The 23,892-nt window shown below is 71.3% G+C and carries 20 protein-coding genes; 4 read left to right on the forward strand and 16 right to left on the reverse strand.

Going from position 1 to position 23,892, the window contains the following annotated elements; translation table 11 throughout:
• Positions 1-29: 29 nt before the first annotated feature.
• A complete protein-coding gene (locus ACNAVT_RS02190; RefSeq protein ID WP_132186590.1) occupies positions 30-434 on the reverse strand; it encodes a roadblock/LC7 domain-containing protein in 405 nt (134 codons plus the stop codon).
• Positions 431-3,928, reverse strand: coding sequence for a nitrate- and nitrite sensing domain-containing protein (locus ACNAVT_RS02195; protein ID WP_416292290.1), 3,498 nt, complete (start codon positions 3,926-3,928; stop codon positions 431-433). Before ACNAVT_RS02195 ends, ACNAVT_RS02190 begins: the two co-directional genes overlap by 4 nt.
• A gap of 193 nt (positions 3,929-4,121) precedes the next feature.
• Here ACNAVT_RS02195 and ACNAVT_RS02200 point away from each other — a divergent pair, with 193 nt between their 5' ends.
• A complete protein-coding gene (locus tag ACNAVT_RS02200) occupies positions 4,122-4,730 on the forward strand; it encodes a uridine kinase family protein (protein WP_416292291.1) in 609 nt (202 codons plus the stop codon).
• On the opposite strand, the gene ACNAVT_RS02205 is transcribed toward ACNAVT_RS02200, so the two are convergent.
• On the reverse strand, positions 4,731-5,807 hold the full coding sequence (locus tag ACNAVT_RS02205; protein WP_416292293.1) for an adenosine deaminase: 1,077 nt from the start codon (positions 5,805-5,807) through the stop codon (positions 4,731-4,733).
• Positions 5,808-5,858: 51 nt separating this feature from the next.
• Entirely contained in the window at positions 5,859-6,272 is a 414-nt protein-coding gene (locus ACNAVT_RS02210; RefSeq protein WP_416292295.1) for a PPOX class F420-dependent oxidoreductase, read from the reverse strand.
• A gap of 119 nt (positions 6,273-6,391) precedes the next feature.
• Here ACNAVT_RS02210 and ACNAVT_RS02215 point away from each other — a divergent pair, with 119 nt between their 5' ends.
• Positions 6,392-6,874: a MarR family winged helix-turn-helix transcriptional regulator gene (locus ACNAVT_RS02215; protein WP_416292297.1), complete on the forward strand. Its 483-nt coding sequence runs from the start codon at positions 6,392-6,394 to the stop codon at positions 6,872-6,874.
• A gap of 1 nt (position 6,875) precedes the next feature.
• The gene (locus ACNAVT_RS02220; RefSeq protein WP_416292299.1) at positions 6,876-7,745 is read left to right on the forward strand and encodes a putative RNA methyltransferase; all 870 of its coding nucleotides are present in this window, start codon (positions 6,876-6,878) and stop codon (positions 7,743-7,745) included.
• Between the two features lie 2 nt (positions 7,746-7,747).
• Here ACNAVT_RS02220 and ACNAVT_RS02225 read toward each other — a convergent pair whose 3' ends face one another.
• The 12 genes from ACNAVT_RS02225 to ACNAVT_RS02280 form a co-directional block, all read right to left on the reverse strand.
• Positions 7,748-8,428 (reverse strand): DUF4272 domain-containing protein, encoded by a 681-nt coding sequence (locus ACNAVT_RS02225; protein WP_416292300.1) that lies wholly within the window; start codon positions 8,426-8,428, stop codon positions 7,748-7,750.
• A 107-nt stretch (positions 8,429-8,535) separates the two neighbouring features.
• Entirely contained in the window at positions 8,536-9,816 is a 1,281-nt protein-coding gene (locus tag ACNAVT_RS02230; protein WP_416292302.1) for a thymidine phosphorylase, read from the reverse strand.
• A gap of 58 nt (positions 9,817-9,874) precedes the next feature.
• Complete coding sequence (locus ACNAVT_RS02235; protein ID WP_416292303.1) at positions 9,875-10,576, reverse strand: cytidine deaminase; 702 nt, start codon at positions 10,574-10,576, stop codon at positions 9,875-9,877.
• Positions 10,577-10,709: 133 nt separating this feature from the next.
• Positions 10,710-11,990 carry an ABC transporter permease gene (locus ACNAVT_RS02240; RefSeq protein ID WP_416292305.1) on the reverse strand — a complete coding sequence of 427 codons (1,281 nt, stop codon included), beginning with the start codon at positions 11,988-11,990 and terminating at the stop codon, positions 10,710-10,712.
• A 3-nt stretch (positions 11,991-11,993) separates the two neighbouring features.
• Positions 11,994-13,343, reverse strand: coding sequence for an ABC transporter permease (locus ACNAVT_RS02245; RefSeq protein ID WP_416292307.1), 1,350 nt, complete (start codon positions 13,341-13,343; stop codon positions 11,994-11,996).
• Positions 13,340-14,893 carry an ABC transporter ATP-binding protein gene (locus tag ACNAVT_RS02250; protein ID WP_416292834.1) on the reverse strand — a complete coding sequence of 518 codons (1,554 nt, stop codon included), beginning with the start codon at positions 14,891-14,893 and terminating at the stop codon, positions 13,340-13,342. The genes ACNAVT_RS02245 and ACNAVT_RS02250 overlap by 4 nt, the downstream gene beginning before the upstream one ends.
• Before the next feature lie 206 nt (positions 14,894-15,099).
• Complete coding sequence (locus ACNAVT_RS02255; RefSeq protein ID WP_416292836.1) at positions 15,100-16,173, reverse strand: BMP family lipoprotein; 1,074 nt, start codon at positions 16,171-16,173, stop codon at positions 15,100-15,102.
• Between the two features lie 277 nt (positions 16,174-16,450).
• Complete coding sequence (locus ACNAVT_RS02260; protein WP_416292309.1) at positions 16,451-16,792, reverse strand: hypothetical protein; 342 nt, start codon at positions 16,790-16,792, stop codon at positions 16,451-16,453.
• A 154-nt stretch (positions 16,793-16,946) separates the two neighbouring features.
• Positions 16,947-18,776 carry a glycoside hydrolase family 13 protein gene (locus tag ACNAVT_RS02265; protein WP_416292311.1) on the reverse strand — a complete coding sequence of 610 codons (1,830 nt, stop codon included), beginning with the start codon at positions 18,774-18,776 and terminating at the stop codon, positions 16,947-16,949.
• Positions 18,773-19,672 (reverse strand): sugar ABC transporter permease, encoded by a 900-nt coding sequence (locus ACNAVT_RS02270; RefSeq protein ID WP_416292313.1) that lies wholly within the window; start codon positions 19,670-19,672, stop codon positions 18,773-18,775. The genes ACNAVT_RS02265 and ACNAVT_RS02270 overlap by 4 nt, the downstream gene beginning before the upstream one ends.
• On the reverse strand, positions 19,669-21,309 hold the full coding sequence (locus tag ACNAVT_RS02275) for an ABC transporter permease subunit (RefSeq protein WP_416292315.1): 1,641 nt from the start codon (positions 21,307-21,309) through the stop codon (positions 19,669-19,671). Before ACNAVT_RS02275 ends, ACNAVT_RS02270 begins: the two co-directional genes overlap by 4 nt.
• Positions 21,309-22,565, reverse strand: a complete 1,257-nt coding sequence (locus ACNAVT_RS02280) for a sugar ABC transporter substrate-binding protein (RefSeq protein ID WP_416292317.1) — start codon at positions 22,563-22,565, stop codon at positions 21,309-21,311. The genes ACNAVT_RS02275 and ACNAVT_RS02280 overlap by 1 nt, the downstream gene beginning before the upstream one ends.
• Before the next feature lie 197 nt (positions 22,566-22,762).
• Here ACNAVT_RS02280 and ACNAVT_RS02285 point away from each other — a divergent pair, with 197 nt between their 5' ends.
• Positions 22,763-23,842 (forward strand): LacI family DNA-binding transcriptional regulator, encoded by a 1,080-nt coding sequence (locus ACNAVT_RS02285; protein WP_416292318.1) that lies wholly within the window; start codon positions 22,763-22,765, stop codon positions 23,840-23,842.
• Positions 23,843-23,892: the final 50 nt, after the last annotated feature.

The following is a 23,892-nucleotide window of genomic DNA, read 5'->3' on the forward strand; positions in this document are numbered from 1 at the left end:
CGCTCCTGACCCACCGGTCAGCGCGTCGTTCAGCCCATCATCCCGACAGCCGTACGCGGCTGCGGGGTCAGCGCGTCGCCCACCCGGTCGACGAGCAGGGCCATCTCGTAACCGACCTGCCCGACGTCGCTGCTGCGTGCGGCGAGGACCGCGAACGACGAGCCGTCCGAGATGGACATCAGGAACAGGAAGCCGTTGTCCATCTCGACGACGGTCTGCAGCACCGCCCCGCCCTCGAAGCAACGGGCCGCGCCCTGGGTCAGGCTGACCAGGCCGGACGCGATCGCCGCGAGCTGGTCCGCGCGGTCCCGCGGAAGGTCACGGGACGAAGCGAGGAGGAGGCCGTCAGCGGAGACCGCGACCGCGTGCGCCACACCGGGCACCCGATCGGCGAAGTTGGCGAGCAGCCATCCGAGATCCTGCGTAGTAGTCATCCTTGTTGCTCCTTCTGCCCGCTCCCGGCCACTGGGCCTGAGCCAGACTGCGAGGACTGCTGCCCGCCCAGAGTCGCCTCCGGGCCGGCCGAGTTGCTGTCGGTCGGGTGGTTACGCCCCCGCTGTACGCCCCGATGGTAGGCCGAGAGCAGACCCCGTACGCCTTCCGGCGTCCGGCGCTCCTTCGATGCGGTCGGCTTCTCTACGCCACCCGGGACGAGTTGCGCCATCGGCACCCGCTTGGGCAGGCCCTTCTGCGTGGTCTCGGCGACCGGGACCTCGGTCGCCGCCGAGGCGGCCCGCCAACCGTCGTCGGCTGCGGTCTGCCAGCCGGTGGACTGCTGCGGCGCTCGCCGGTTCGGCAGGGCCTCGGCGTAACCGGGACGCCCGCCCCCGTTCGCTCTTGTGCTGTCCTGCGGTGCTCCGCCGGCCGTCGGAGTGTGTGCCATCGGCGTGTTACCTGTCGTCCCGGGTGTTGTCTGCTGGACGGGCCGACCGGTGCCATCGACCTTGGCGAACTGCTGGGTCGCGGCGGCGCTCGCCGCCGTGGCCTGCGCTCCGGCCGCTTCCTCCGGACCCGGCCGTCGGGTGCGGAACCAGGCCGACTCCAGCTCCCGGAAGATCGGCAGCTCCATCGTCTCGTCCGCGAAGCGGTTGGCCGCCTGCTGCGGGGGCGCCGGCCGTGGGGCCGGCACCTGCGCGGGCGCCGGCCGGCTGGCGGCCGGGGGCGCCTCCGGACGGGTGACCCGGGGCAGCTCGGTGGTCATGTCGAGGCCGGCGGCGAGGCGCTCCGGTACCGGCGGGGCGGCGGCCGGGTCGGGCGTGGCGACCGGCGGCCAGGCCGGCGGCGCGCCGACGCTCGGCGTGACGGCCGGCGGGGCCGGACGCGGCGGCACCTGGCTCACCGGCGGCCCGGAGACCGGGTAGGCCGGGGCGGGCGCGGCCGACACCGGCTGACCGGAGACGGGCAGACCCGAGACCGGCGAGGCCGACACGGGCACACCGGAGATCGGCGGCAGCGGCGGTGCGGAGACCGGCGGCGCCGGTGGAGCGCTGTACGGCCGGGCCTCGGGGTTGCTCGGCAGCTGCCGCGGGACGGCCGGCTGCTGGCCGGTGCTCGGGTCACCCTCGGCCGGGCTGCGGCGCTGCGGCAGCGGGTCGATCGGCTGGCCGTTCGCCGTGCGCGGAGCGAAGGCGTCGCCGCCGGTGCCGGTGGGCCCGGTGGCGCCGGTGAGGTCGGACCAGGCCGGCATCGACCGCGTCCCACCGGCCGTGGCCGGGTTACCGAAGCCGTTGCTGGGCGCCGGGTCGAAGGGACGGCCGCCGAGCGTCACCTGGTTGCCGGATGCGCCGGGGCGCGGGGCCGTCGGGGTGCTCGGACCGTTGCCGAGGGCGGCCAGGGCGCCGAACGCGGGCGCCGGACCACCCTGCTGGGGACCGGCCGCAGCGGCCGGGAGAGCAGGTGCCTGCTGACCCCGGCCGGAGAGGGCACGCGGCATCAGGACCGAGGTGGGCAGGCTCACGTCGGCGACCATGCCCCGGTCGATACCGGGCCGCAGCTCGACCTTGACTCCGTGCCGGGACGCCAGCCGCGCGACCACGACCAGACCCATCATCCGGGAGACCGCGACGTCCACCTGCGGCGGAGTGGCGAGCCGCTCGTTCAGCTCGCGCAGCTGGTCGGGGCTGATGCCGATGCCCCGGTCCTCGACGAAGAGCGAGGCACGGTCGCCCATCCGCCGGGCCTCCACCATGACGTGGGAGTCCGGCGGAGAGAACGCGGTGGCGTTGTCGAACAGCTCGGCGACCAGGTGCACCAGGTCGTTGACCGCGTGCGCGGCGACCTCGATGTCCCGGTCGATCACACCAAACTCGATCCGGGTGTAGTGCTCGACCTCGGACTGGGCGGCGCGGAGCACGTCGATGAGGGCGGCCGGCTCACGCTGCACGCGGGTGGAGTCCGCGCCGGCGAGGACCAGCAGGTTCTCGTCGTTGCGGCGCATCCGGGTGGCCAGGTGGTCGAGCTGGAACAGCTCGGCCAGCCGGTCCGGGTCCTCCTCGCCGCGCTCCAGCCGGTCGAGGTGGCCGATCAACCGGTCGACCAGGATCTGCGACCGGCGGGCCAGGTTGACGAACATCGTCGCGACGGACGCCCGGAGGGCGGCCTGCTCGGCGGCGGTCCGGACGGCCTCCAGGTGGACGGCGTTGAACGCCTCGGTCACCTGGCCGAACTCGTCCCTGCTGCGCACCGGCAGCGGCTCGGCGATCTGGTTTGCCAGCTGTACCGGGGTGAGCTGACCGGTGACCTGCGGGTCCCGCAGTCGGGCCACCGCCTGCGGCAGGCCGAACTGGGCCACCGAGAGGGCGCCCTGCCGCAGCTCGCGCAGCGATCGGGCCATCGAGCGAGCGACCACGTACGCGAAGATGATGGCCAGCACCAGCATGACGAGCAGCAGGCCGGTCTCCAGGAACACCTGGCGCTGCGTGTCCGAGCGGAGGTTCTGGGCCTGCTGGACCACATTGCGGTCGAGCCGCTTCTCCACCGTACGGACCAGCTTGGTGTAGTTCACCATCGCGCCGTCCCACTGGTCCGGCTTGAGCAGTTTGGGAATGTTCTTGCCGTCGATGGTGCTGTTGATGATGGACCAGTAACTCTGCGCTTCCCGCAGGTCCGAGCCTTCCACCGTCGAGTTGTAGAACTCGTAGTCGGTCTGGGTGGCGACCGCCTTGAAGCTCTGGAACGCCTGCGTGGCGCCGGTCTCGGTGGCGATGTACTGCTGCCGCAGGTTCGGGTTGAGCTCTCCCTGCACCAGGGCCCAGTGGACGACCACTCGGCGCTGGGCCATGTATTCCTTCTGCCGGGCGACCGCGGCGCCCGCACGCATCAGGTCACTCAGGTCGTTGTCACCGGCCAGCTGGATCGCCGACTCACGGATCTTGAGCAGGTTGTCGATCAGACCCGCGTACGACTGCCGCGCCTCATCGATCTTCAGCTTGCCGTTGTTGATCTGGCTCCGGGTGGCCGGGAGGTTGGCGAGGCTCTCGTCGATGTCGTCGAGGATCTTCTCGAAGTTCTTCGGCAGGTTGTCGATCCCGGACCGCTCCCGGGAGTAGGGCGACCTCGCCTGGTCGACGCGGGAGTTGGTTCGGTTGAAGGCCTCCTGGTACTGCGCCACGGTCTGGACCTTCTCGGCCCTGCTCAGGCCCTCGCGAGTGGCGCCGAGCCACAGCACCGCGGTGGCCCGCTCGTCCTGCAGAGTGTCGATCAGGTCACCTGAGTAGCCGATCAGGTTGGCCAGGTCACCGGTCCGGTTGGCATTGTTGAGTGTCCCCAGGTGGTCGACCAGACCGCTGGTGCCCACCACGACCGTGGCGATGGTCGGCACGATCATGATCAGACCGAGCTTGGACCAGATCGGCATGTCGCGGAGCCGGCTGGCCGGCCGGCGCAGACGCGACAGGAAGGAGCCCGCCGTCTTCGGCCGTTTGCTCACGTCACCGCCCTCGCATAACCGCGCCCGGGCGTTGCCGTTGGGCAAAGCCGAGCGACCGACCCGGCGGGTCGGACCTCCGAGATTCCATCACGCCGCTCCGCAAAGAGAAAGCCCACGTTGTTCCCTGACGGAGGTGTGATGAGATGTTGATGCAATTTGATAGCAATCCGTCTGGCCGGAGTCACTCAAAGTAATGGAATACCGTCACCGCGTCGTCCTCCTCGCCGGCCCCTCCGGCTCGGGAAAGTCGTACATCGCACAGCGAACCGGACTTCCGGTGCTCTGTCTGGACGACTTCTACAAGGACGGCGATGACCCTACGTTGCCGCGCCGGAACGGACAGGCGGACTGGGAATCCCCGCTGTCCTGGGACGCGGACACGGCGGTGGAAACAATTGCCCGGCTGGCGCGGGACGGCAAGGCCGATGTGCCGGTTTATGCGATCGGCGCGGACCGGAGGGTGGCCACCCGGCCATTCGACGTCGCCGAATCGCCACTTTTCGTCGCCGAAGGGATCTTCGCCGCCGAGATCGTCGCGGAGTGCCGCCGCCGCGGCCTGCTCGCCGGGGCGTACGCGTTGCGCCGGCCGCGCGGGGCGACCTTCGTCCGCCGGCTCGCCCGCGACCTCGCCGAGCAACGCAAGGCGCCCCGGGTGCTGATCCGGCGCGGGTTCGGGCTGTTGCGCGCCGAGCCCGCCGTGCTGCGCCGGCAGACCGGGCTGGGTGCGGAGGCGGCCCGGGCCCGGCAGGTGCTGCGCCGGGTGGCCGCCCTGCTCGCCGGCCACCCGCACGCGCACCCGTGATCAGCCGATCAGCTTGGCGTACGCCGGCTTGATCACCTCGTCGATGATCTTCAGCCGCTCGTCGAACGGGATGAACGCGCTCTTCATCGCGTTGATGGTGAACCACTGGAGTTCCTTCCAGCCATAGCCGAAGGCCTCCACCAGCAGCGCCATCTCCCGGGACATCGAGGTGCCGCTCATCAGCCGGTTGTCGGTGTTGACGGTCACCCGGAAACGCAGGTCGCGCAGCAGCCCGATCGGGTGTTCGGCGATCGACGGCGCCGCCCCGGTCTGCACGTTCGACGACGGGCACAGCTCCAGCGGGATCCGCTTGTCCCGGACGTACGCGGCCAGTCGACCCAGCGCCGGCGGCGGACCCGGGGTGATGTCGTCGACGATCCGCACGCCGTGGCCGAGCCGGTCGGCACCGCACCACTGGATCGCCTGCCAGATCGACGGCAACCCGAACGCCTCGCCCGCGTGGATGGTGAAGTGGAAGTTCTCCCGCTGGAGGTACTCGAAGGCGTCCAGGTGCCGGGTGGGCGGGAAGCCCGCCTCCGCGCCGGCGATGTCGAAGCCGACCACCCCGGTGTCCCGGTGCCGGACGGCCAACTCGGCGATCTCCTGCGAGCGGGCGGCGTGCCGCATCGCGGTGAGCAGGGTGCCGACCCGGATCGGGTTGCCCGCCTCGGCGGCCAGCGCACTGCCCTCCCCGAAGCCGGACACCACGGCCTCGACCACCTCGTCGAGGGTCAGGTGCTGCTCCAGGTGCTGCTCGGGGGCGAACCGGACCTCGGCGTAGACCACGCCGTCGGCGGCCAGGTCGAGGGCGCACTCGCGGGCGACCCGACGCAGCGCGGGCGCGGTCTGCATGACCGCCACGGTGTGCGCGAACGTCTCCAGGTAGCGCTCCAGCGAGCCCGAGTTCGCCGCGTCGACGAACCAGCGCCCCAGCGCCTCCGGGTCGGTGGTGGGCAGCTCGTGGCCGACCTCGGCGGCCAGCTCCACGATCGTCGCGGGCCGCAGACCGCCGTCGAGGTGGTCGTGCAGCAGCGCCTTCGGGACCTTGACGACGTCCTCGTACCGGATTGCGACCATGGTCAGACACTAGTCACCGCCGGTCCGGCCCGGACAGGGGACCAGGCAGGCTCACGGCCGCCAGCCGTACACCCGCTCGACGGCGAGGCGGAGCACCAGGCGGCCGTCGGCCACCATCGCCGCCCGGTAGTCCGCCCAGTCGGGATGCTCGCCCCGGATCCGCCGATAGACCTCGATCAACTCGTCGACCGTCGCGTCGTCCGGCGCTGCGGCCGGCGGGCTGAGGGTGACCGTTCCCTCGGCCACCGCGTACGCCCCGCCGTCGGGGGTCGTGACGTGGAAGCTGGCCCGCGGGTCGCGCCGCAGGTTGCGCACCTTGGCCCGGTCACCGGTCGTGGAGCACCGGATCAGCCCCGGCTCCGCCAGGTAGTCGAGGTTGGACAGCTGCGGCCGGCCGTCTCGGCGCAGGGTCACCAGCACCCCGCGCCCCCGTTCGCCGAACAGCTCCCACAGCCCCACGGTCACGCCGCCACCGGGCCTGGGCCGAGCAGGAGGCGGGCCAGCCGCGCGGGCAATCTGGTTGACATGTCATCGACCGTAGGACGCCTTGAGTGACATGTCAACCACTCGACTAGGATCGGCGCATGGACGCACCACGCTGGCTGGACGAGCGGGAGGACCATGCCTGGCGCGGCTACCGCCGGATGCGCCGCCTGCTCGACCTGGAGCTGGCCCGGGAGCTGATGCAGGAGGCCGGCCTCTCCGAGCCGGACTACGACGTCCTCTCCGACCTCTCCGAGACACCCGACCAGCGGCTACGGCTCAGCGAGCTGGCCGACCGGATGCTCTGGTCGCGCAGCCGGCTGTCCCACCACCTCACCCGGATGCAGCAACGCGGCCTGGTCACCCGCGAGGAGTGCCCGTCCGACGGACGGGGTTCGGTCGTCGCCCTCACCCCGGCCGGGCGGCAGGCCATCGAGGCGGCCGCCCCCGGCCACGTGGCCGCCGTCCGGCGGCACCTGATCGACCTGCTCAGCCGGGAGGAGGTCGAGGCGCTCGGCGCGTTGACCCACCGGGTGGTCGACCGCCTCACCGGCGGGCAGCGCCCCAGCCCGTCGGAGGTCTGACGTGGACCCGCGGATCCTGGCCCGGCTGCGCTGCCCGGTCTGCGCCGAGCCGCTCGCCGAGACCACCGCCGGCACCGCCCGCGCGCTGCGCTGCCCGCGCCGGCACAGCTTCGACGTCGCCCGCCAGGGGTATGTCAACCTGCTGGCCGGTCGCGCCCCGCACACCGGGGACAGCGCCGAGATGGTCGCCGCCCGCGCCGACTTCCTCGCCGCCGGCCACTACGACGCCGTCGCCGCCGCACTCGCCGCCGCGACCCGGGAGATCGTGTACGGCGCCTCGCCGGCCCCGGGCGGGGCGTACCCCCTGGTGGTGGACGCCGGGGCGGGGACCGGCTGGTACCTCGCCGCGGTGCTGGCGGCGCTGCCGGACGCCGTCGGCCTGGCCCTGGACGTCGCCAAGCCGGCCCTGCGCCGCGCGGCACGGGCACACCCGCGCGCGGCGGCGGCGCTCGCCGACACCTGGCAGCGGCTGCCGCTGGCCGACCATTCCGCCACCGTGCTGCTGAACGTCTTCGCGCCGCGCAACGGGCCGGAGTTCCACCGGGTGCTCGACCCGGCCGGCGCGCTGCTGGTGGTCACCCCTGCCGTCGACCACCTCGCCGAGCTGGTCGACGCGCTCGACCTGTTGCGGGTGGACCCGGCCAAGGCCGACCGGGTCGCCGGCAGCCTGGCCGCGCACTTCACCCAGGAGTCCGGCACCGAGCACCGGGCCCGACTGGCGCTGACCCGCACGGAGGTGGCCACCCTGGTCGGGATGGGCCCCAGCGCCTGGCACACCGACCCCGCCCGACTCGCCGAGCGGATCGCCACGCTGTCCGAGCCGGTGCCGGTGACCCTCGCGGTCCGGCTGGGCGTGCACCGGCCGCGCTGAGGTCAGGTGGAGAGGTCGACCTCTTCCCAGCCCGGCGGCTCGTCGTGGTACGGCCCGCGCAGCACCACCGCCCACTCCAGCGCCCACCGGCGCTGCCCGATCGCGTTCGCGTCCACCAGCCCGGGCAGCGCCCGGCCGGCCTGCTCCGACTCGAGGTACGCCCAGTCCAGGCAGTAGTGCAGGTCGAGCAGGGCGGCGGCGTCGGCCGGATGCTGCGGGGCGGCCAGGATCCGGGCCCGCCACTGCGGGAAGGTCTCCCCGCCGACGAGGTTCGGCATCCGCTCGACCAACCGCGGGTCCACCGGCACCGTCGGGTCCAGCTCCTTGGCCAGCCCGAGCACCCAGGCCAGCGAGAACAGTGCGTCGTGGTGCAGCACGAAGGAGCGGTGGTCGCCCTTGCCGCCCACCACGAACTGCCACTCGGGCGGGGTCACCGTGTCGACCAGGTGCGAATCCAGCAGCCAGCTCATCGCTGCCTGCGCGGGCATCCCGAAACAGCGGGCCAGGATCAGGTGCAGCACCGCGATCCGGGCTTCGATCTCGGCGGTGGGGCGCAGCTCGATCTCGTCCGCCGGTTCCCACACCAGTGGGAACTGCGGCGGCGGCAGCGGGAGACCCAGCCGGGCCAGTTCGTCGAGGCTCGCCTCACGGACGTCCCTGGGGTTGGGGGCGGGTACGCGCACGGCTCAGGTCCCTGTCTGCTTGCGTCGGCTCATCGCAGGTGAGCCCGCTGGGCAGGGAGGATAGCGGTTCGGCGGGGCCGGCACCACGGCCCCGCCGACCGAAACGATCAACCGATCCGCTCGATCACCAGCGGCGCCGTGACCGGGACGTCCGGGGCGATCCGGATCGCCTGCTGCGCCTCGGCGAGCGCCGCCGGGATCCGCTCGGCGTGCTCGGCGCGCAGCTCGTACAGGGGCTCGCCGGCGCGTACCGGGTCGCCGGGGCGCTTGTGCAGCACCACGCCGGCCGGAATGCTCACCGGGTCCTCCTTGCGGGCCCGACCGGCACCGAGCCGCCAGGCCGCCACTCCCATCGCGTACGCGTCGATCTCGGCGACGTAGCCGTCCTCGGCGGCGTGGACCACCTCGACCTCGTTGGCCGTCGGCAGCGGGGCGTCCGGGTCGCCGCCCTGCGCCCGGATCATCGCCCGCCAGGCGTCCATCGCCCGGCCGTCACGCAGCGCCGCCGCCGGGTCGGCATCCGGCAGGCCGGCGGCGTCGAGCATCTCCCGGGCCAGCGCCAGGGTCAGCTCCACCACGTCGGCCGGGCCGCCGCCGGCGAGCACCTCGACCGACTCGGTCACCTCGATCGCGTTGCCGATGGCCCGGCCGAGCGGGGTGGACATGTCGGTGAGCAGGGCGACCGTCTGCACCCCGTGCGCCCCGCCCAGCTCGACCATCGTGCGGGCCAGCGCGCGGGCGTCGTCGACGTTCTTCATGAACGCGCCGGAGCCCACCTTCACGTCGAGCACCAGCGCGCCGGTCCCCTCGGCGATCTTCTTGCTCATGATCGAGCTGGCGATCAGCGGGATCGCCTCCACCGTGGCGGTGACGTCGCGCAGCGCGTACAGCTTGCGGTCGGCCGGGGCCAGCCCGTCACCGGCCGCGCAGACCACCGCGCCGACGTCACGGAGCTGGGCGATGAACTCCGCGTTGCTCAGCGCGGCCCGCCAGCCCGGGATCGACTCCAGCTTGTCCAGCGTGCCGCCGGTGTGGCCGAGGCCCCGGCCGGACAGCTGCGGCACCGCCGCGCCGCAGGCGGCGACGAGCGGGGTGAGCGGCAGCGTGATCTTGTCGCCGACGCCGCCGGTGGAGTGCTTGTCCACGGTCGGCCGGGTCACCGGCGAGAGGTCCAACCGTTCCCCGCTGGCGATCATCGCGGCCGTCCACCGGGCGATCTCCGGCCCGGTCATTCCCCGCAGCAGGATCGCCATGGCCAGCGCCGACATCTGCTCGTCGGCCACCAGGCCCCTGGTGTACGCGTCGACGACCCAGTCGATCTGCCCGTCGCTCAGCACGCCCCCGTCCCGCTTGGTCCGGATGACGTCAACCGCCGTAAAAGCACTCATCAGATGATCTTTCCTCGTCGTTGCGAAACCGGTCCGCGTACCGCGCCCATCCCCGAGCTCAACCCCACCGAACCGGGATCTCCATCGGCGGCTCGCCCTCACCAGCCCAGAAGATGGTGCCCGACGCGTCCACCACCACCACCCGGGGCGTGCGGGCCAGCCCCCAGCTGATCGCCTCCGCCGGGTCGTCCCAGGCCGGGCCCTCCTCCAGCACGCCGGTCTCGGCGCCCTCGGTGTCCCCGGCCGACCGCTCCCAGTACGCCGTCCAGACCTGCTGCCCGGCGGAGAGGTCAGGGTGCACGAAGACGGTCCCCCGCCCCCGCCAGGCGGCCAGCCGGTCCGGCACCACGGGCACCGGGTGCTCGCCGGTCACCGCGTCGAGGTCGGCCACGTCGAAGGCGTGCGGCAGCAGTTCGGCCATCCGCAACGGCCCGCCCTTGGCCTCGATCAGGCAGTCCGGGCCGCCCTGCTCCCACAGCAGCTGGCGGCACCGCCCGCAGGGCATCAGTGGCTCGCCGGTGGCGTCGACGCAGGAGAGGGCGACGATCCGACCGCCGCCGGTGGCGTGCAGCGAGGAGACCACCCCGCACTCGGCGCAGAGGACCACCCCGTACGCGGCGTTCTCCACGTTGCAGCCGACCACCACCCGACCGTCGTCGACCAGGGCTGCCGCCCCGACCGGGAACTTCGAGTACGGCACGTACGCGTGCCGCATGACCTCGGTGGCGGCGGCGCGCAGCCGCTCCCAGTCGATCTCCATCACATCTCCCATTCTGCCCAATTCACGCTGGTCGGGCCCGCACAGGCGCCGATGGCTGTCGCGGCCACCGACGACGCCCGGAGACGACCGTGCCCGGCGGGCTCCCCCGCCGGGCACGCTGCGTCGAGGGCGGTCAGCCCTTGATGTACGGCTTGCCGTCGGCCGCCGGCGCCCGCACCTTGCCGACCAGCCCGGCCACCGCCAGGATCGTCGCCAGATACGGCAGCATCGCCAGGAATTGGCTGGGGATGCTGCTGCCGACCGCGCCCAGGTAGGTGGCAAGCTGGTCGGCGAACCCGAAGAAGAGGGCCGCGAGCAGCGCCCCGGTCGGGCTCCACCGGCCGAAGATCAGCGCGGCGAGGGCGATGAAGCCCTTACCGCCGATCATGTTCTTGGTGAACGAGTACAACGCCAGGGTGTACGAGGCGCCACCGATGCCGGCCACCAGCCCCGCCATGATCACGTTGCGGTAGCGCAGCCGCAGCACCTTCACGCCGAGGGTGTCCGCGGCGGTCGGGTGCTCACCGACCGACCGGGTTCGGAGCCCCCACCGGGTACGGAACAGCCCGATGTGGATCACCAGCACCAGCAGCAGGCCGACGTAGAGGAAGATGTTGCCGCGGAACAGCGCCGGACCGAGCACCGGGATGTCCTTGAGCAGCGGAATCTCCCAGTTGCTGAACCTGGGGGCGCTGTTGTATTTCATCGCGTCTCGCTGCATCAGCCGCTCGTAGAGGAAGCCGGTGACGCCGACCGCCAGCAGATTGAGCACGATGCCCATGACCACCTGGTCGACCAGGTAGCGGATGGCGAAGACGGCCAGCAGCAGCGAGATGAACGCACCGCCGATCGCGGCGGCCACCAGCCCGACCCAGACGTTGCCGGAGAGGCTGCCGAACAGCGCGCCGGAGAACGCGCCCATCAGCAGCTGGCCCTCGATCGCCACGTTGACCACGCCGGACCGCTCGCAGAGCACGCCGGCCAGCGAGCCGAAGATCAGCGGTAGGGCCAGCAGGAAGGTGCCGCGGACGATGTTGACCAACGGCATGAAGTTGCGGCCCTCGGGGGCCGCGGAGACCTGCCAGCAGAGGAAGCTCACCACGAAGGCGACCAGCCCGACGCCGAGCACCAGGGTGAACCAACGCCTCGGCACCCCGGCGAGCAGCGCGGCGCCGGCCGCGGCGGCGAAGATCCCGAACAGGATCGCGCCGGTCGTGCCGTGGATCGTCAGGGCGGCACCGCCCTCGGTCTCGCTGAGCGTGAACCGGGCCTCCTGGTCGGTCGCGAGCGCCCCGAAGAGCCCCGCCGCGAGCACGCCCAGCGCCAGCAGGACCAACCCGATCTTGCGGGTACGGGTCCAGAAACCCTCGTCGACCGTGGTGACGGCGACCTCGGGGACAGTCATGGTGGTCATGCCTCACCAGCCCTTCGCGAGGCTCGTCTGCAGCCGGGCCGCGCGGGCCGCCCGGAGCTGGAAGATCGCCTTCACCAGCGCCGGCGCGGCGATGAAGATGACGATGAGCGCCTGGAGCACGGTGACCAACTCCAGGGAGATCCCGGAGTACGACTGCATCCGGTTGCCGCCGGCCTGGAGCGCACCGAACAGCAGCGCAGCCATCAGCACCCCCCACGGCTTCACCCGGCCGAGCAGCGCGACCAGAATGCCGTCGAAGCCGATCTGCGCGACCACCTGCGGGGTGAGCGCGTCCGAGGTCGAGCCGAGCACCATGTTCGAGCCGCCGAGGCCGGCCAGCAGACCGGCGATCACCATGACCAGCACGTACGTCTTCGTGACGCTGATGCCCGCGGTCCGGGCGGCGTCCGGGTTGGCACCGACCGCGCGCAGCTCGAAGCCGAGCGTCGAGCGGTTCAGCAGCCAGGCGACAAACCCGGTGGCCAGCACCGCGAGCAGGATGCCGGCGTGCACCCGCAGGTTGTCGCCGAGCAGCCGGGGCAGCTGGGCGGAGGCGTCGACCGGCTTGCTGATCGCGTCGGCACGGCCCGGGCTCTGCACCCCGTCCTGGAGGATGATCCAGGCCAGGAAGTAGACCGCGACGTAGTTCAGCATGATCGTGTTGATCACCTCATGGGCGCCGGTACGCGCCTTGAGAATGCCCGGGATGAAGCCCCAGATGGCACCGCCGACCGCGCCGGCGAGCAGCGCGACGAGCAGGTGCACCACCGGCGGCAGCGGCAGCGCGAAGCCGGCCGCGGCGGCGAGGACGACGCCGATCGTCGCCTGGCCCTGAGCACCGATGTTGAACAGGCCGCCGCGGAAGGCGAGCGCCACCGACAGGCCGGTGAAGACCAGCGGCGCGGCGTAGGTGAGCGTCTCCGAGATCGGGCCCAGCGCGGCGGTGAAGCCGGACGCGTCCGGATCGAAGATGGCGCCCTTGAACAGGTTCGCGTACGCGTCGCTGACCACGGCCCAGCTCGAGTTGAGCGCGTCCGACGGCCGGGCGGTGATGTAACTGTAGGTGGACAGCACGTCCGGAGCGGAGGCGATGATCAGCACTGCGCCGACCAGCATCGCCAGCAGCACGGCGAGCACGGTCACGGTGACCGTGTTCGCCGCCCAGAGGTTGTCCAGGAACAGCCGGCCCAGCGACGGGCGGGGCTCGGCGGCGGGCTCCTTGGTCGCGGTGGCGGTCACCGCACGCTCGCCGGCGCGCGCGGTCGGGATAGCCCGCGCATCGCTCCGTGCCTCTTGTGTCTCGGTCGCCAGCTCCTTGTCCGGAGAGCCCGACACCGAATTCGGGTTGGTCATGCCTTGTCCTCGTTGCCAGGGCCATCGGGGGTCGCCGTGGCGGTGTCCGGGGTGATGCCGGCCATCAGCAGGCCGATCTCCTCGCGCGGGGTGTCCGGGTCGACCACGCCGATGATCCGGCCGCGGTACATCACCGCGATCCGGTCGGCCAGGCCGATCACCTCATCCAGCTCGCTGGAGACCACCATGACGGCGGTGCCGACGTCCCGCTCGCGGATCACCCGGCTGTGGATGAACTCGATCGAACCGACGTCGACGCCCCGGGTGGGCTGCGCGGCGATGAAGAGCTTCAGCGGCCGGGACAGCTCCCGGGCCACGATCACCTTCTGCTGGTTGCCACCGGACAGGGTGCCCACCGGTGAGTCCGCCGAGGAGGTGCGGACGTCGAACTGCTCGATCCGCTCCCTCGCCGACTTCGCGATGGCGTCCGGCTTGAGCGACAGGCCCTTGCCGAAGGGCGGCTGGTCGTAGATGTCCAGCACCAGGTTCTCCGCGACGGAGAACTCCTTGACCAGGCCGTCGACGCTGCGGTCCTCCGGCACGTAGCCGACGCCGGCGCGAAGCACCTTCTTGGTCGGCCAGCCGTGCGCGGCCTCGCCGTCGAGGGTGACGGTGCCGGCGAGCATGGGTCGCAGGCCCATGATCGCCTCGATCAGCTCGGTCTGGCCGTTGCCCTGCACGCCTGCGATGCCGAGCACCTCACCGGCGTGCACGGTCAGGTCGACCCCGTCGACCGCGCGGACCCGCCGGTCGTCGTCGACGACCAGGCCGGCCACCTCGAGGATCGGCCTGCCCGGCTTGGCCGGCTGCTTATCGACGGTCAGCCGGACGCTGCGGCCCACCATCAGCGCGGCCAGCTCGTCTCGGCTGGCACTCGGCGAGGCGGTGCCGACCGTCTTGCCGCGCCGGATCACCGTGATCCGGTCCGCGATCGCCTTCACCTCGCCCAGCTTGTGGGTGATGAAGACGATCGACTTGCCGGCGGCCTTGAGCGACCGCATGACCGTGAGCAGTTCCTCGGTCTCCTGCGGGGTGAGCACCGCGGTGGGCTCGTCGAGGATCAGCAGGTCGACGTCGCGGGTGAGCGCCTTGACGATCTCCACCCGCTGTTGGATGCCGACCGGCAGGTCCTCGACCACCGCGTCCGGGTCGACTCGGAGGTTGTACCGCTCGGAGACCTCGGCAACCTCACGGCGGGCGCGCCGGCGGTCAAGGAAGCCGGTGACGCCTCCCTTGATCTGCTCGGCGCCGAGCATGACGTTCTCCGCGACGGTGAACACCGGCACCAGCATGAAGTGCTGGTGCACCATGCCGATCCCGGCCGCGATGGCGTCCGATGGGCCCTTCAGCTTCAGCGGCTTGCCGTCGACCAGGATCTCGCCCTCGTCTGGCTGGTAGAGCCCGTAGAGCACGTTCATCAGGGTGGACTTGCCGGCGCCGTTCTCGCCGAGCAGGGCGTGGATCTCTCCAGGCTCCACCGTCAGGTCGATGTGGTCGTTCGCGACCAGATCACCGAACCGCTTGGTGATGCCGCGCAGTTCGAGTCTCAGCGCAACCTCCGGGAGTGCGAGCGATGGGGCAGCGTATCCGCTGCCGCGCCGGCCATCGAGCCGGATCGGTTCATTGCGGGTAAGGGGGGACCGACCGCCCCGGCACCGCGGGGCTTTTCCCGCGTACGCCGAGGCGGCCGGTGCGTCGTGCCTGGTGCCCGCCGACCGCCGCGGCCGGTGATCTCAGCGCGGCGGTCGGCGGATCGTCACTCCGTGACCGGCTGGGCCTTGGAGGTGATCTTGATGGTGCCGTTGCCGATGTCGGCCTTGATCTTGTCGAGCTCGGCCTTCAGGTCCGCCGGGACCTTGCTGTCGAACTCGTGGAACGGGGCGAGCGACACGCCGTTGTCGGCCAGGGTGCCGACGTAGCCCGGCTTGGCCTGGAGCTTCTCGCCACTGGCGGCCTTGAGCACGGCGTCCTTGACGGCGTCCGGGATGTTCTTGACGACCGTGGTCAGCAGCGCCGGGCAGTTCGGGGTGCTCTCGCAGCCGTCGGTGTCGACCCAGATCGCCGAGTACTTGCCACCGGAGGCCTGGGCGGCGGCGGTGGTGCCGAGACCGGCGCCACCGGCGACCGGCATGACGATGTCCGCGCCCTGGGCGACCAGCGTGTCGGAGACCTTCTTGCCCTCGTCCTGCTTGCCGAAGTCGTTGGTGAAGGAGCCCTTCTGGGTCGCCTTGTCCCAACCGAGGACCTGGACGTTCTTGCCCTTGGCCTGGTTGTAGTAGGCCACGCCGTCGGCGAAGCCGTCCATGAAGATGGTCACCGGCGGGATCGGCATACCGCCGTAGGTGCCGACCTTGCCGGTCTTGCTCATGCTGGCGGCCAGGTAACCGGCCTGGAACGCGGCCTGGGTGGTGTCGAACTGCATCGGGTAGATGTTGTCCAAGCCCGGGTTGGCGTCCACGATGCCAAACTGCTGGTTCGGGTTGGCCTTGGCGGCCTTAACGGTGGCGTCGCCCATCAGGCCGCCGACGGCCAGGATGAAGTCGCACTTCTGGTTGACGTAACCGTTGAGGTTGACCTCGTAGTCCGCGACCTGGTGTGACGCGACGTACTTAGCCTTGATGTTGCTGTTGGCCTTCTCGGCCGCCTGAAGGCCGGCCCAGGCGCCGGCGTTGAACGACTTGTCGTCGATGCCGCCGGTGTCGGTCACCATGCAGGCGTTGTACTGCTTGCCGCCGCTGCCAGCGGCGTTGTTGTCCTTGGGGGCCTCACCACACGCGGCGGCGCCCAGCACGAGGCCACCCGCCACGAAGGCGGAGGCGACGACCCGCATCCCACGCACAGAGCGCAAGACGACTCCTTCCCATTGCACACCGCGTTGCGCGCGGTGGCAGCCCTTTCGCCGGCTTGCGGTGTGCCCGCCGGCGTCCCACGTTACGGACGGGAGCGTACGCCCGCGCCCACCCACCGGCCGACAATCGTGCACGACTGTTGAGCGTCCGTTACCCCTACGTAACCGTTGGGTGGGGCAGATCACTTTTCGTGCCCGGAGGCTTCTGGACAGGTGTCGCGAACGTCCGTTTCCCGTGGCGTTCCCGCTACCGGCGGGGCTACCGCCAGAAGACCGCCACTGCCGCGTTGACCAGGGTCAACGCGATGATGGCGAGGAAGTGGCCACGGTTGACAGACTCCCGCTTGCGGGAGAAGAAGACCATGACAAAGATCAGCAACGCGAACACCAACTTGGTAACAAGTTTTGCCGGTGCCGGCTCATTCCCGTCGCGCAGCGGCGCGGCCAGGCCGATCCCGGTCAGCAGCCCGATCACCGAGCCCCAGAGCATGGCCGCGTTGATCCGCAGCCGGCCGCTGACGTACTGGGCGATCGATCCGCCGAGCAGCATCGCGAACCCGATCAGATGGACGTAGAGAAGTACCAGCCGTAGAGCTTCCACGCCGCCCATCCTCTCCCATCAACGACGGCTTGTAGTAGCCGGGCCGCCGAGCTGCCGTCATACCGTGATCTCGGCGGGCCGGCCCGCCTCCGCCGCCGGTGCGCCGTGGGTCAGCAGGGCCACCGGGTCCGTTGACCGGGGCCCTGCTCACCTGTCAGGCGAGGCGCCAGACCTGGAAGGTGGGGCCGTCGGCGGGCAGCGTCACCGCGCCGTCGGCATCGGGGCGCAGGGCGGGCGCGCCGCCGTACGCGTTCTCCCCGGCCGGCAGGCCGGCCAGCCGGACCGGGGTGCCGGCCGCGCGGCGGGCCAGCACCAGCACCGTGCCGGTCGGTGCCTCACGCAGGAAGACCAGGGTGTCCGCGTCCGCGTGCACCCAGCGCAGGCCGCCGTGCCGCAGCGCCGGCTCGTCGCGGCGCAGTGCCAACAGCGACCGGTACGCCGCGAACGTGCGCCGGTCCCAGCTCTCCGGCCGGTGCCACGGCATCGGGGTACGCGAGCCCTCGCCGTTCGTGCCGGTCAGCCCCAGCTCGTCGCCGGCGAAGACCACCGGGGCGCCCGGCATGGTGGCGAGCAGGCCGGCGGCCACCTCCTGCCGGGCGGCGTCGCCGACCACGGTCCGGATCCGGGCCGAGTCGTGCGACCCGAGCAGCTGCCACGAGTGCACGTACGACCGCCAGGAGATCAGCGACCGGTAGGTGTTCATGGTGGCTAGCACCGCACCCGCATCCCGCCGGCGGGCCCCGCCCGGGGTGCCGAGGAAGTTCGGCACCGGCTCGTCGCCCTGGCGCAGCCAGGACCAGACCGGATCGGTGAAGCCGACGTAGTTCATGGTGCCGTGCCAGCCGTCCCGGTCCAGGTCGCCGGTGTGGTCGTGGCCGTGCTCGGCCAGCACCAGGCCGTCCGCCCGGGTTTCGGCCACCACCCGGCGCAGCAGGCGGGCCACCTCGTGGGTGTACGCGTCCGCGCCCCGCCGGCCGGTCATGTTCGCCACGTCCACCCGCCAGCCGTCGAGCGCGTACGGCGGGCGCAGCCAGCGGCGCAGCAGGGAGTCCTCGGCGGTGGCGAAGCGGCGGCGCAGTTCGGTGCTGCCCCAGTTCAGCTTCGGCAGCGACTTGACCCCGTTCCAGGACTCGTACGACGGCTCCAGGTCGCAGCGCGGCGTCTCGTCGAAGTAGTAGAGCTCCCGCTCCGGAGCGGTGGCGTCGGAGGCGGCGGCGGTGAACCAGTGGTGGGCGTCGCCGGTGTGGTTGCTGGTGATGTCGCCGAGCAGCCGCCAGCCCCGGGCGTGCACCGCGTCGGCCAGCCGGGCGAGCGCGGCGTCCCCGCCGAGCAGCGGGTCGACGGTGTCGAAGCTGGACGCGTCGTACCGGTGGTTGGAGCGGGCCGGGAAGATCGGGGTGAGGTAGACGGTGTTGACGCCGAGCCGCTCCAGGTGGTCCAGGTGCTCGGTGACGCCGTCCAGATCGCCACCGTAGAACTGGTACGGCGTCTGCGGACCGCGCCCGATCACCGGGGTGTCCCAGTCGCACGGGACCGCCCAGTCCGGCGCGGCCCGGCCGTCGGCGGCGGCGGAGCGGGCGAACCGGTCCGGGAAGATCTGGTAGATCACCGCGTCCCGGGCCCAGGCCGGCGGCGGGGCGTAGCCGACCAGCTTGAAGTCGCCGTTGTCGGGCACGTCGTGGTCGACCAGGCCGGCGGCGTTGAGCCAGCGGTAGCCCGCGCGCCCGTCGAGCATGAAGCGGTAGTTGCTGACCGGGTTACGGACCTCGACGTCGGCCCGCCACCAGACGTCGCCACCCTCGGTGCGGTCGACCACGGCCTCGGCGAAGCGCGGCTCGCCGTCGCCGGTGGTGCGGACGTGCACCTGGCGTACGTCCGCGCCGGCCGGCACCCGGACGAAGACCGGGACGGTCTGCCCGAGCGCGGGCTCCTGCTCGGGTACGTAGGTGGCGGATCCGTCGTGGTGCGGCTGCAGCATGCTCATCCCTTGACCGCTCCGGCGGTGAGCCCGGAGACGATGTAGCGCTGGAGCAGTTGGAACACCAGCACCGTGGGGATCGCGGTGAGCAGGGTGGCCGCCGCGAACATCCCGAAGTTGTTGTTCCGCTCGCCCGCCACCATGCCGAACATGCCGACCGCGAGGGTCTTCGACTCGGTGTTGGTGAGGAACACGTTGGCGATCATGAACTCGTTGATCGTGCCGATGAAGGCGAGCAGCGCGGTCACCGCCAGGATCGGCGCCGCCAGCGGCAGGATGATCCGGAAGAAGACCTGGGCGTGCGAGGCACCGTCCATGGTGGCCGACTCGTCCAGTTCCTTGGGCAGGGTGTCGAAGAAACCCTTCATCAGCCAGGTGTTCACGCCCAACGCGCCACCCATGTAGAGCAGGAACAGGCCCCACGGGGTGTTGAAGCCGATCGCCGGCCACAGGTCGGTGACCGTGGTGAAGATCAGGAAGATCGCCACGATGGCCAGGAACTGCGGGAACATCTGGATCAGCAGCAGGGCGAGCAGCCCGAACCGCCGGCCGGCGAACCGCATCCGGGAGAACGCGTACGCCGCGAGCGCCGACAGGAAGAGCGACACGAAGGCGGCCGTGCCGGCGATCAGCAGCGAGTTGAGGAACCAGTGGGCGAACGCGAACCTGTCGAACAGGTTGGTGAAGTTCTCGAACGACACCCCGGTCGGCAACAGCTCGGTCGAGGAGAGCGTGCCGAGCGGGTTGAGCGCCGCCGAGAGCACGAACAGGATCGGGAACAGGCTGAACGCCACCGCCAGCACCCCGACCAGGTGCCGCCAGCCCACCTGGACGAACCAGCGGTTGCGCCGCCGGCCGGTGGCCGTGCGGTCGGCCACCGGGGCGTCCGCGAGCGTCGTCACGAGTACACCTCCTCCTGCTTGCGGGTGCGCCGGAAGCTGATCGCCGACACCGTGGCCACGATCGCGAAGATGAAGATCGAAACAGCGGCGGCTGTGCCGTACTCGGCGCCCTGGGCGCCGAAGGCCAGCCGGTAGGTGTAGGTGATGAGCAGGTCGGTGGCGCCGTTGGTCGGGTTGTCCGCCGGGAACGGCCCGCCCTCCGTGGTGAACCAGATCGCGTTGATGTTGTTGAAGTTGTACGCGAACGACGCGATCAGCAGCGGGGAGAGCGCGACCAGCAGCAGCGGCAGGGTGACCGACTTGAACGACTGCCACGGCGACGCGCCGTCGACCGAGGTGGCCTCGGTCAGCTCCCGCGGGATCGCCTGGAGCGCGCCGGTGGTCACCAGGAACATGTACGGGTAGCCCAGCCAGAGCTGCACCAGCAGCACCGCGGCGCGGGCGCTCCAGGGCCCGCCGAGCCAGTCGACGCCGAGGCCGAACAGGTTGTTGACCAGGCCGAAGTCGGTGTTGAACATGTCCCGCCAGACCAGCAGCATCGCGAACGACGGCATGGCGTACGGCAGGATCAGCAGCACCCGGTAGAGGTTGGTGCCGCGCATCCGGGGCGAGTGCAGGGCGAGCGCGATGCCCATGCCGAGCAGGAAGGTGAGACCGGTCGAGCCGATCGCGAAGGCGAAGTTCCAGAGCAGCGTGCCGAAGAACGGGCCGGACATGTTCGGGTCGGTCAGCACCCGGCTGAAGTTCTTCAGCCCGACGTTGACCTTCCAGCCCTGGGCGAGCCGCTCGCCGTCGGCGGCGACGAAGGAGCCGGTCGCCGTGTCGGCGGTCCAGGTCTTGCCGGTCTCGCTGTCCTTGACGCAGTCGCAACCCGCGTCGTACGCCCGGACAGCCTGGCCCTCGTAGGCGCGGGACAGGCCGTTGGAGCGGATCGCGCCACCGGAGGTCGGCACCACGAGGTCGGTGATCTCCTCGCTCCGGACGCTGGCCTGCCCGAAGTTGAGCACGGTGTAGCCGTCGGCGGCGGTGACCTTGCCGGTCGGACTGACGGTGACCTGGCTGGCGTCGAGCCTGCGCAACCCGCCCGCGTCACCGACGGAGACCTCGCGGGTCTTCGGGTCACCGAGCAGGAAGACCAGCGGGTCGGTGGCCGGGTCGCCCTTGGTGGCGATGGAGAGGGAGTACTCGGTGGAGCCGGGGACCTGCTTCACCGAGGAGCTCTGGATGGCGACGATCGCGTCGTCCTTGCTGCCACGGTGGCCGTCGCCGAAGTTCGTGAACGCGGTGCTCGCGGTGTAGAGCACCGGGAAGACCTGGAAGGCGATCAGGAAGAGCGTGCCGGGGACCAGGTACTTGGCCGGGATGTGCCGGCGGGTGAGGTAGAGGTAGAACAGGCCGGCGGTGGTGGCGACCAGGATGGCCAACCCGATCCAGTGCTCGGCCTCGACGAGCGGGAACGCCGCCCAGATCGCGATCCCGGCCACCAGGCCGAGCAGGACCACCTTGACGAGCAGGCCGGTCGCGGTGATCGGCGCGTGGTTCCGCGCCGTACGGGAGGTGCGCGGGAGCCCGCTGGGAACGGGCCCCCGGCCCGGGGCCTGCGTGGCAGATCCCGGGCCGGACGGCGACGTGCTCATTACTTGATCTGACCGGCGATGGTCTTGCCGGCGGCGGTGATCGTCGTGGCCGGGTCGGCGCCACCGATGATGGCGGCCTCGGCCTTGCCGAACGGGTCCCAGATCGCGGCCATGGCCGGGATCGCCGGGAGCACCTGGCCGTTCTTACCGGCCTCCTGGAACTTGGCCAGGTCCGGGTCGGTGCCCTTGACCTGGTCGAAGGCGGCGGTCAGCGCCGGCGGGCGCGGCTCGGCCTGGTACAGCGCGGTGGCCAGCTCGGGCTTGGTCACGTAGTTGGTGACGAACTCCTGGGCCAGGGCCTTGTTCTTGCCCTTGGCGGCGACGTAGAACGCCTGGACGCCCACGAACGGCTGGGCCTCCTGGCCACCGGCGAAGCCGGGGACCGGGGAGATGTCGTACTTGATGTTGGCCTTCTTGGCGTCGGCGATGGCCCACGGGCCGGAGACGAGGAAGGCGCACTTCTTGCCGGTGAAGGTGGCGATGGAGTTCTCGGCGGTGATGGAGCGCTTCAGCGCGCCGTCGCCCTTCTCGCCGAGCTTCGCGATCTTCTGGAAGGCCGCGATCGACTCGGGCTTGCCCACGCCCAGGTCCTTCGGGTCGTAGTCGCCGTTGGCCGCGGTGCCGAACAGGTAGCCGCCGCCGGAGGTGTACAGCGGGTAGATGTGGTACGCGTCGCCGTTCTGGCCGGACTGCAGGCAGAGGATCTCGCTGGCCTTCTTCTCGGCCTTGAGCTTCTTGCCGGTGGCGACCAGGTCCTCGATCGTCTTCGGCGCCTCGGGGGCCAGCTCGGTGTTGCGGATCAGCGCGATGTTCTCCGTGGCGTAGGGGACGCCGTAGAGCTGGCCGTTGAAGGTGACCGCCTTGATCGCGGTCTCGTTGAACCCGCTCTTCTGCTCGGCGGTCAACTGCACCGGGTCGATCGCTCCGTTCTGGACCATGTTGCCGATCCAGTCGTGCGCGCCGACCACGACGTCCGGGCCGCTGCCCTGCTGCGAGGCGGTGACGAAGTTGGTCTGCAGGTCCTTGGAGACGGCGTTGACCTCGACGGTGACGCCGTTCTCCTTGCCGAACGCCTCGCCGAAGGGCTTGAGGGCCGCGGCCCGCTTGTCGTCGGCCCAGATGACCAGCTTGCCGCCGGTCGCCGCCTTGGTGGCGGACTCCTTGGCGGCCGGCTTGTCGCTGCCACTGCCACCGCAGCCGGAGGCGGCGAGCGCCAGGCCGAGGACAGCGACCACACCCGCGGTACGGATGCGCATCGGTACTCCTGTCGTCATGACGGGCCCGCCGGGGGAAGGGCGGCCCGCCAGTGGAAACCTCTGTAAGTTCTTGCTGACCGGCGCGGATGTTGCGCCGCTGCTCTCGCGTGTTGCCGGGACGTTAGCAAGACGTTGCAGAGAATGGAAGGGCTTGCAGCAGTGTACGCAAGAACTTGCCGGTGAGCTAAAGTGCCGCCATGCGCGCTCGACTGTCCGACATCGCCCAACAGGCCGAAGTCAGCGAGGCCACGGTGTCGCGGGTGCTCAACGACCGCCCCGGAGTGGCCCCCGAGACCCGCCAGGCCGTCCTGACCGCCCTCGATGTGCTCGGATACGAGCGCCCCGCTCGGCTGCGCAAGCGCAGCGCCGGGCTCGTCGGCCTGGTCGTGCCGGAGCTGGACAACCCGATCTTCCCGGCCTTCGCCCAGGTCATCGAGTCGACGCTGGCGCAGAGCGGCTTCACCCCCGTGCTCTGCACCCAGACCCCCGGTGGGGTCACCGAGGACGAGTACGTCGAGATGCTGCTGGACCGGCAGGTCTCCGGGATCGTCTTCGTCTCCGGCCTGCACGCCGACACCGCGGCCAACCACGACCGGTACCGCGCGCTGATCAGCCGCCCGCTGCCGATCGTGATGATCAACGGGTACGCGCCCGGCATCGCCGCGCCCTTCGTCTCCTGCGACGACGGTGAGGCCACCGAGCTGGCCATCGCCCACCTGGTGGCCCTCGGCCACCAACGGATCGGCCTGATCACCGGCCCGGACCGCTTCGTGCCGGTGCAGCGCCGGGTGGCCGGCTTCCGGACCGCCATGACCCGGCTGGTCGGCGCCACCGAGGCGGAGGTCGGCGAGTTGGCCGAGCTCTCCCTGTTCGGCGTCGAGGGCGGTGAGGCCGCCGCCGGCCGGCTGATCGAGCGCGGCGTCACCGGCATCGTCTGCGGTTCCGACCTGATGGCGCTCGGCGCGATCCGGGCCGCCCGCCAGCGCGACCTCGCCGTCCCCGACGACGTCTCCGTGGTCGGATACGACGACTCCCCGCTGATGGCCTTCACCGACCCGCCGCTGACCACCATGCGCCAGCCGGTCGCCGCCATGGCGGTGGCCGCGGTCCGGGCACTGGTCGACGAGATCAACGGGCACCCGGCGCCGCACTCCGAGTACCTGTTCCGACCGGAGCTGGTGGTCCGCGGCTCCACCGCGGTCGCCCGTCGGGCCGGCCCCACCCCGGGGAGCGGACCGAAGCGGCAGCGCCCCTCGTCGCTCGCCGTTCCGGCCTGAGTGCGGGCGCGGGCCCGCGCGATCCGGCGGGTGAGCAAGATGGACAGGCG

The sequence above is a fragment of the Micromonospora sp. SL4-19 genome (genome assembly GCF_047921475.1).
In the GTDB taxonomy this organism is placed as follows: Bacteria; Actinomycetota; Actinomycetes; order Mycobacteriales; family Micromonosporaceae; genus Micromonospora.

Excerpts from the sequence above, each read along its gene's own strand:
- ACNAVT_RS02190 (WP_132186590.1), bottom strand. The coding sequence starts at position 434 with ATGACTACTACGCAGGATCTCGGATGGCTGCTCGCCAACTTCGCCGAT.
- ACNAVT_RS02200 (WP_416292291.1), top strand. The coding sequence starts at position 4,122 with ATGGAATACCGTCACCGCGTCGTCCTCCTCGCCGGCCCCTCCGGCTCG.
- ACNAVT_RS02205 (WP_416292293.1), bottom strand. The coding sequence starts at position 5,807 with ATGGTCGCAATCCGGTACGAGGACGTCGTCAAGGTCCCGAAGGCGCTG.
- ACNAVT_RS02215 (WP_416292297.1), top strand. The coding sequence starts at position 6,392 with ATGGACGCACCACGCTGGCTGGACGAGCGGGAGGACCATGCCTGGCGC.
- ACNAVT_RS02230 (WP_416292302.1), bottom strand. The coding sequence starts at position 9,816 with ATGAGTGCTTTTACGGCGGTTGACGTCATCCGGACCAAGCGGGACGGG.
- ACNAVT_RS02235 (WP_416292303.1), bottom strand. The coding sequence starts at position 10,576 with ATGGAGATCGACTGGGAGCGGCTGCGCGCCGCCGCCACCGAGGTCATG.
- ACNAVT_RS02240 (WP_416292305.1), bottom strand. The coding sequence starts at position 11,990 with ATGACCACCATGACTGTCCCCGAGGTCGCCGTCACCACGGTCGACGAG.
- ACNAVT_RS02245 (WP_416292307.1), bottom strand. The coding sequence starts at position 13,343 with ATGACCAACCCGAATTCGGTGTCGGGCTCTCCGGACAAGGAGCTGGCG.
- ACNAVT_RS02255 (WP_416292836.1), bottom strand. The coding sequence starts at position 16,173 with ATGCGGGTCGTCGCCTCCGCCTTCGTGGCGGGTGGCCTCGTGCTGGGC.
- ACNAVT_RS02265 (WP_416292311.1), bottom strand. The coding sequence starts at position 18,776 with ATGAGCATGCTGCAGCCGCACCACGACGGATCCGCCACCTACGTACCC.
- ACNAVT_RS02275 (WP_416292315.1), bottom strand. The coding sequence starts at position 21,309 with ATGAGCACGTCGCCGTCCGGCCCGGGATCTGCCACGCAGGCCCCGGGC.
- ACNAVT_RS02280 (WP_416292317.1), bottom strand. The coding sequence starts at position 22,565 with ATGCGCATCCGTACCGCGGGTGTGGTCGCTGTCCTCGGCCTGGCGCTC.
- ACNAVT_RS02285 (WP_416292318.1), top strand. The coding sequence starts at position 22,763 with ATGCGCGCTCGACTGTCCGACATCGCCCAACAGGCCGAAGTCAGCGAG.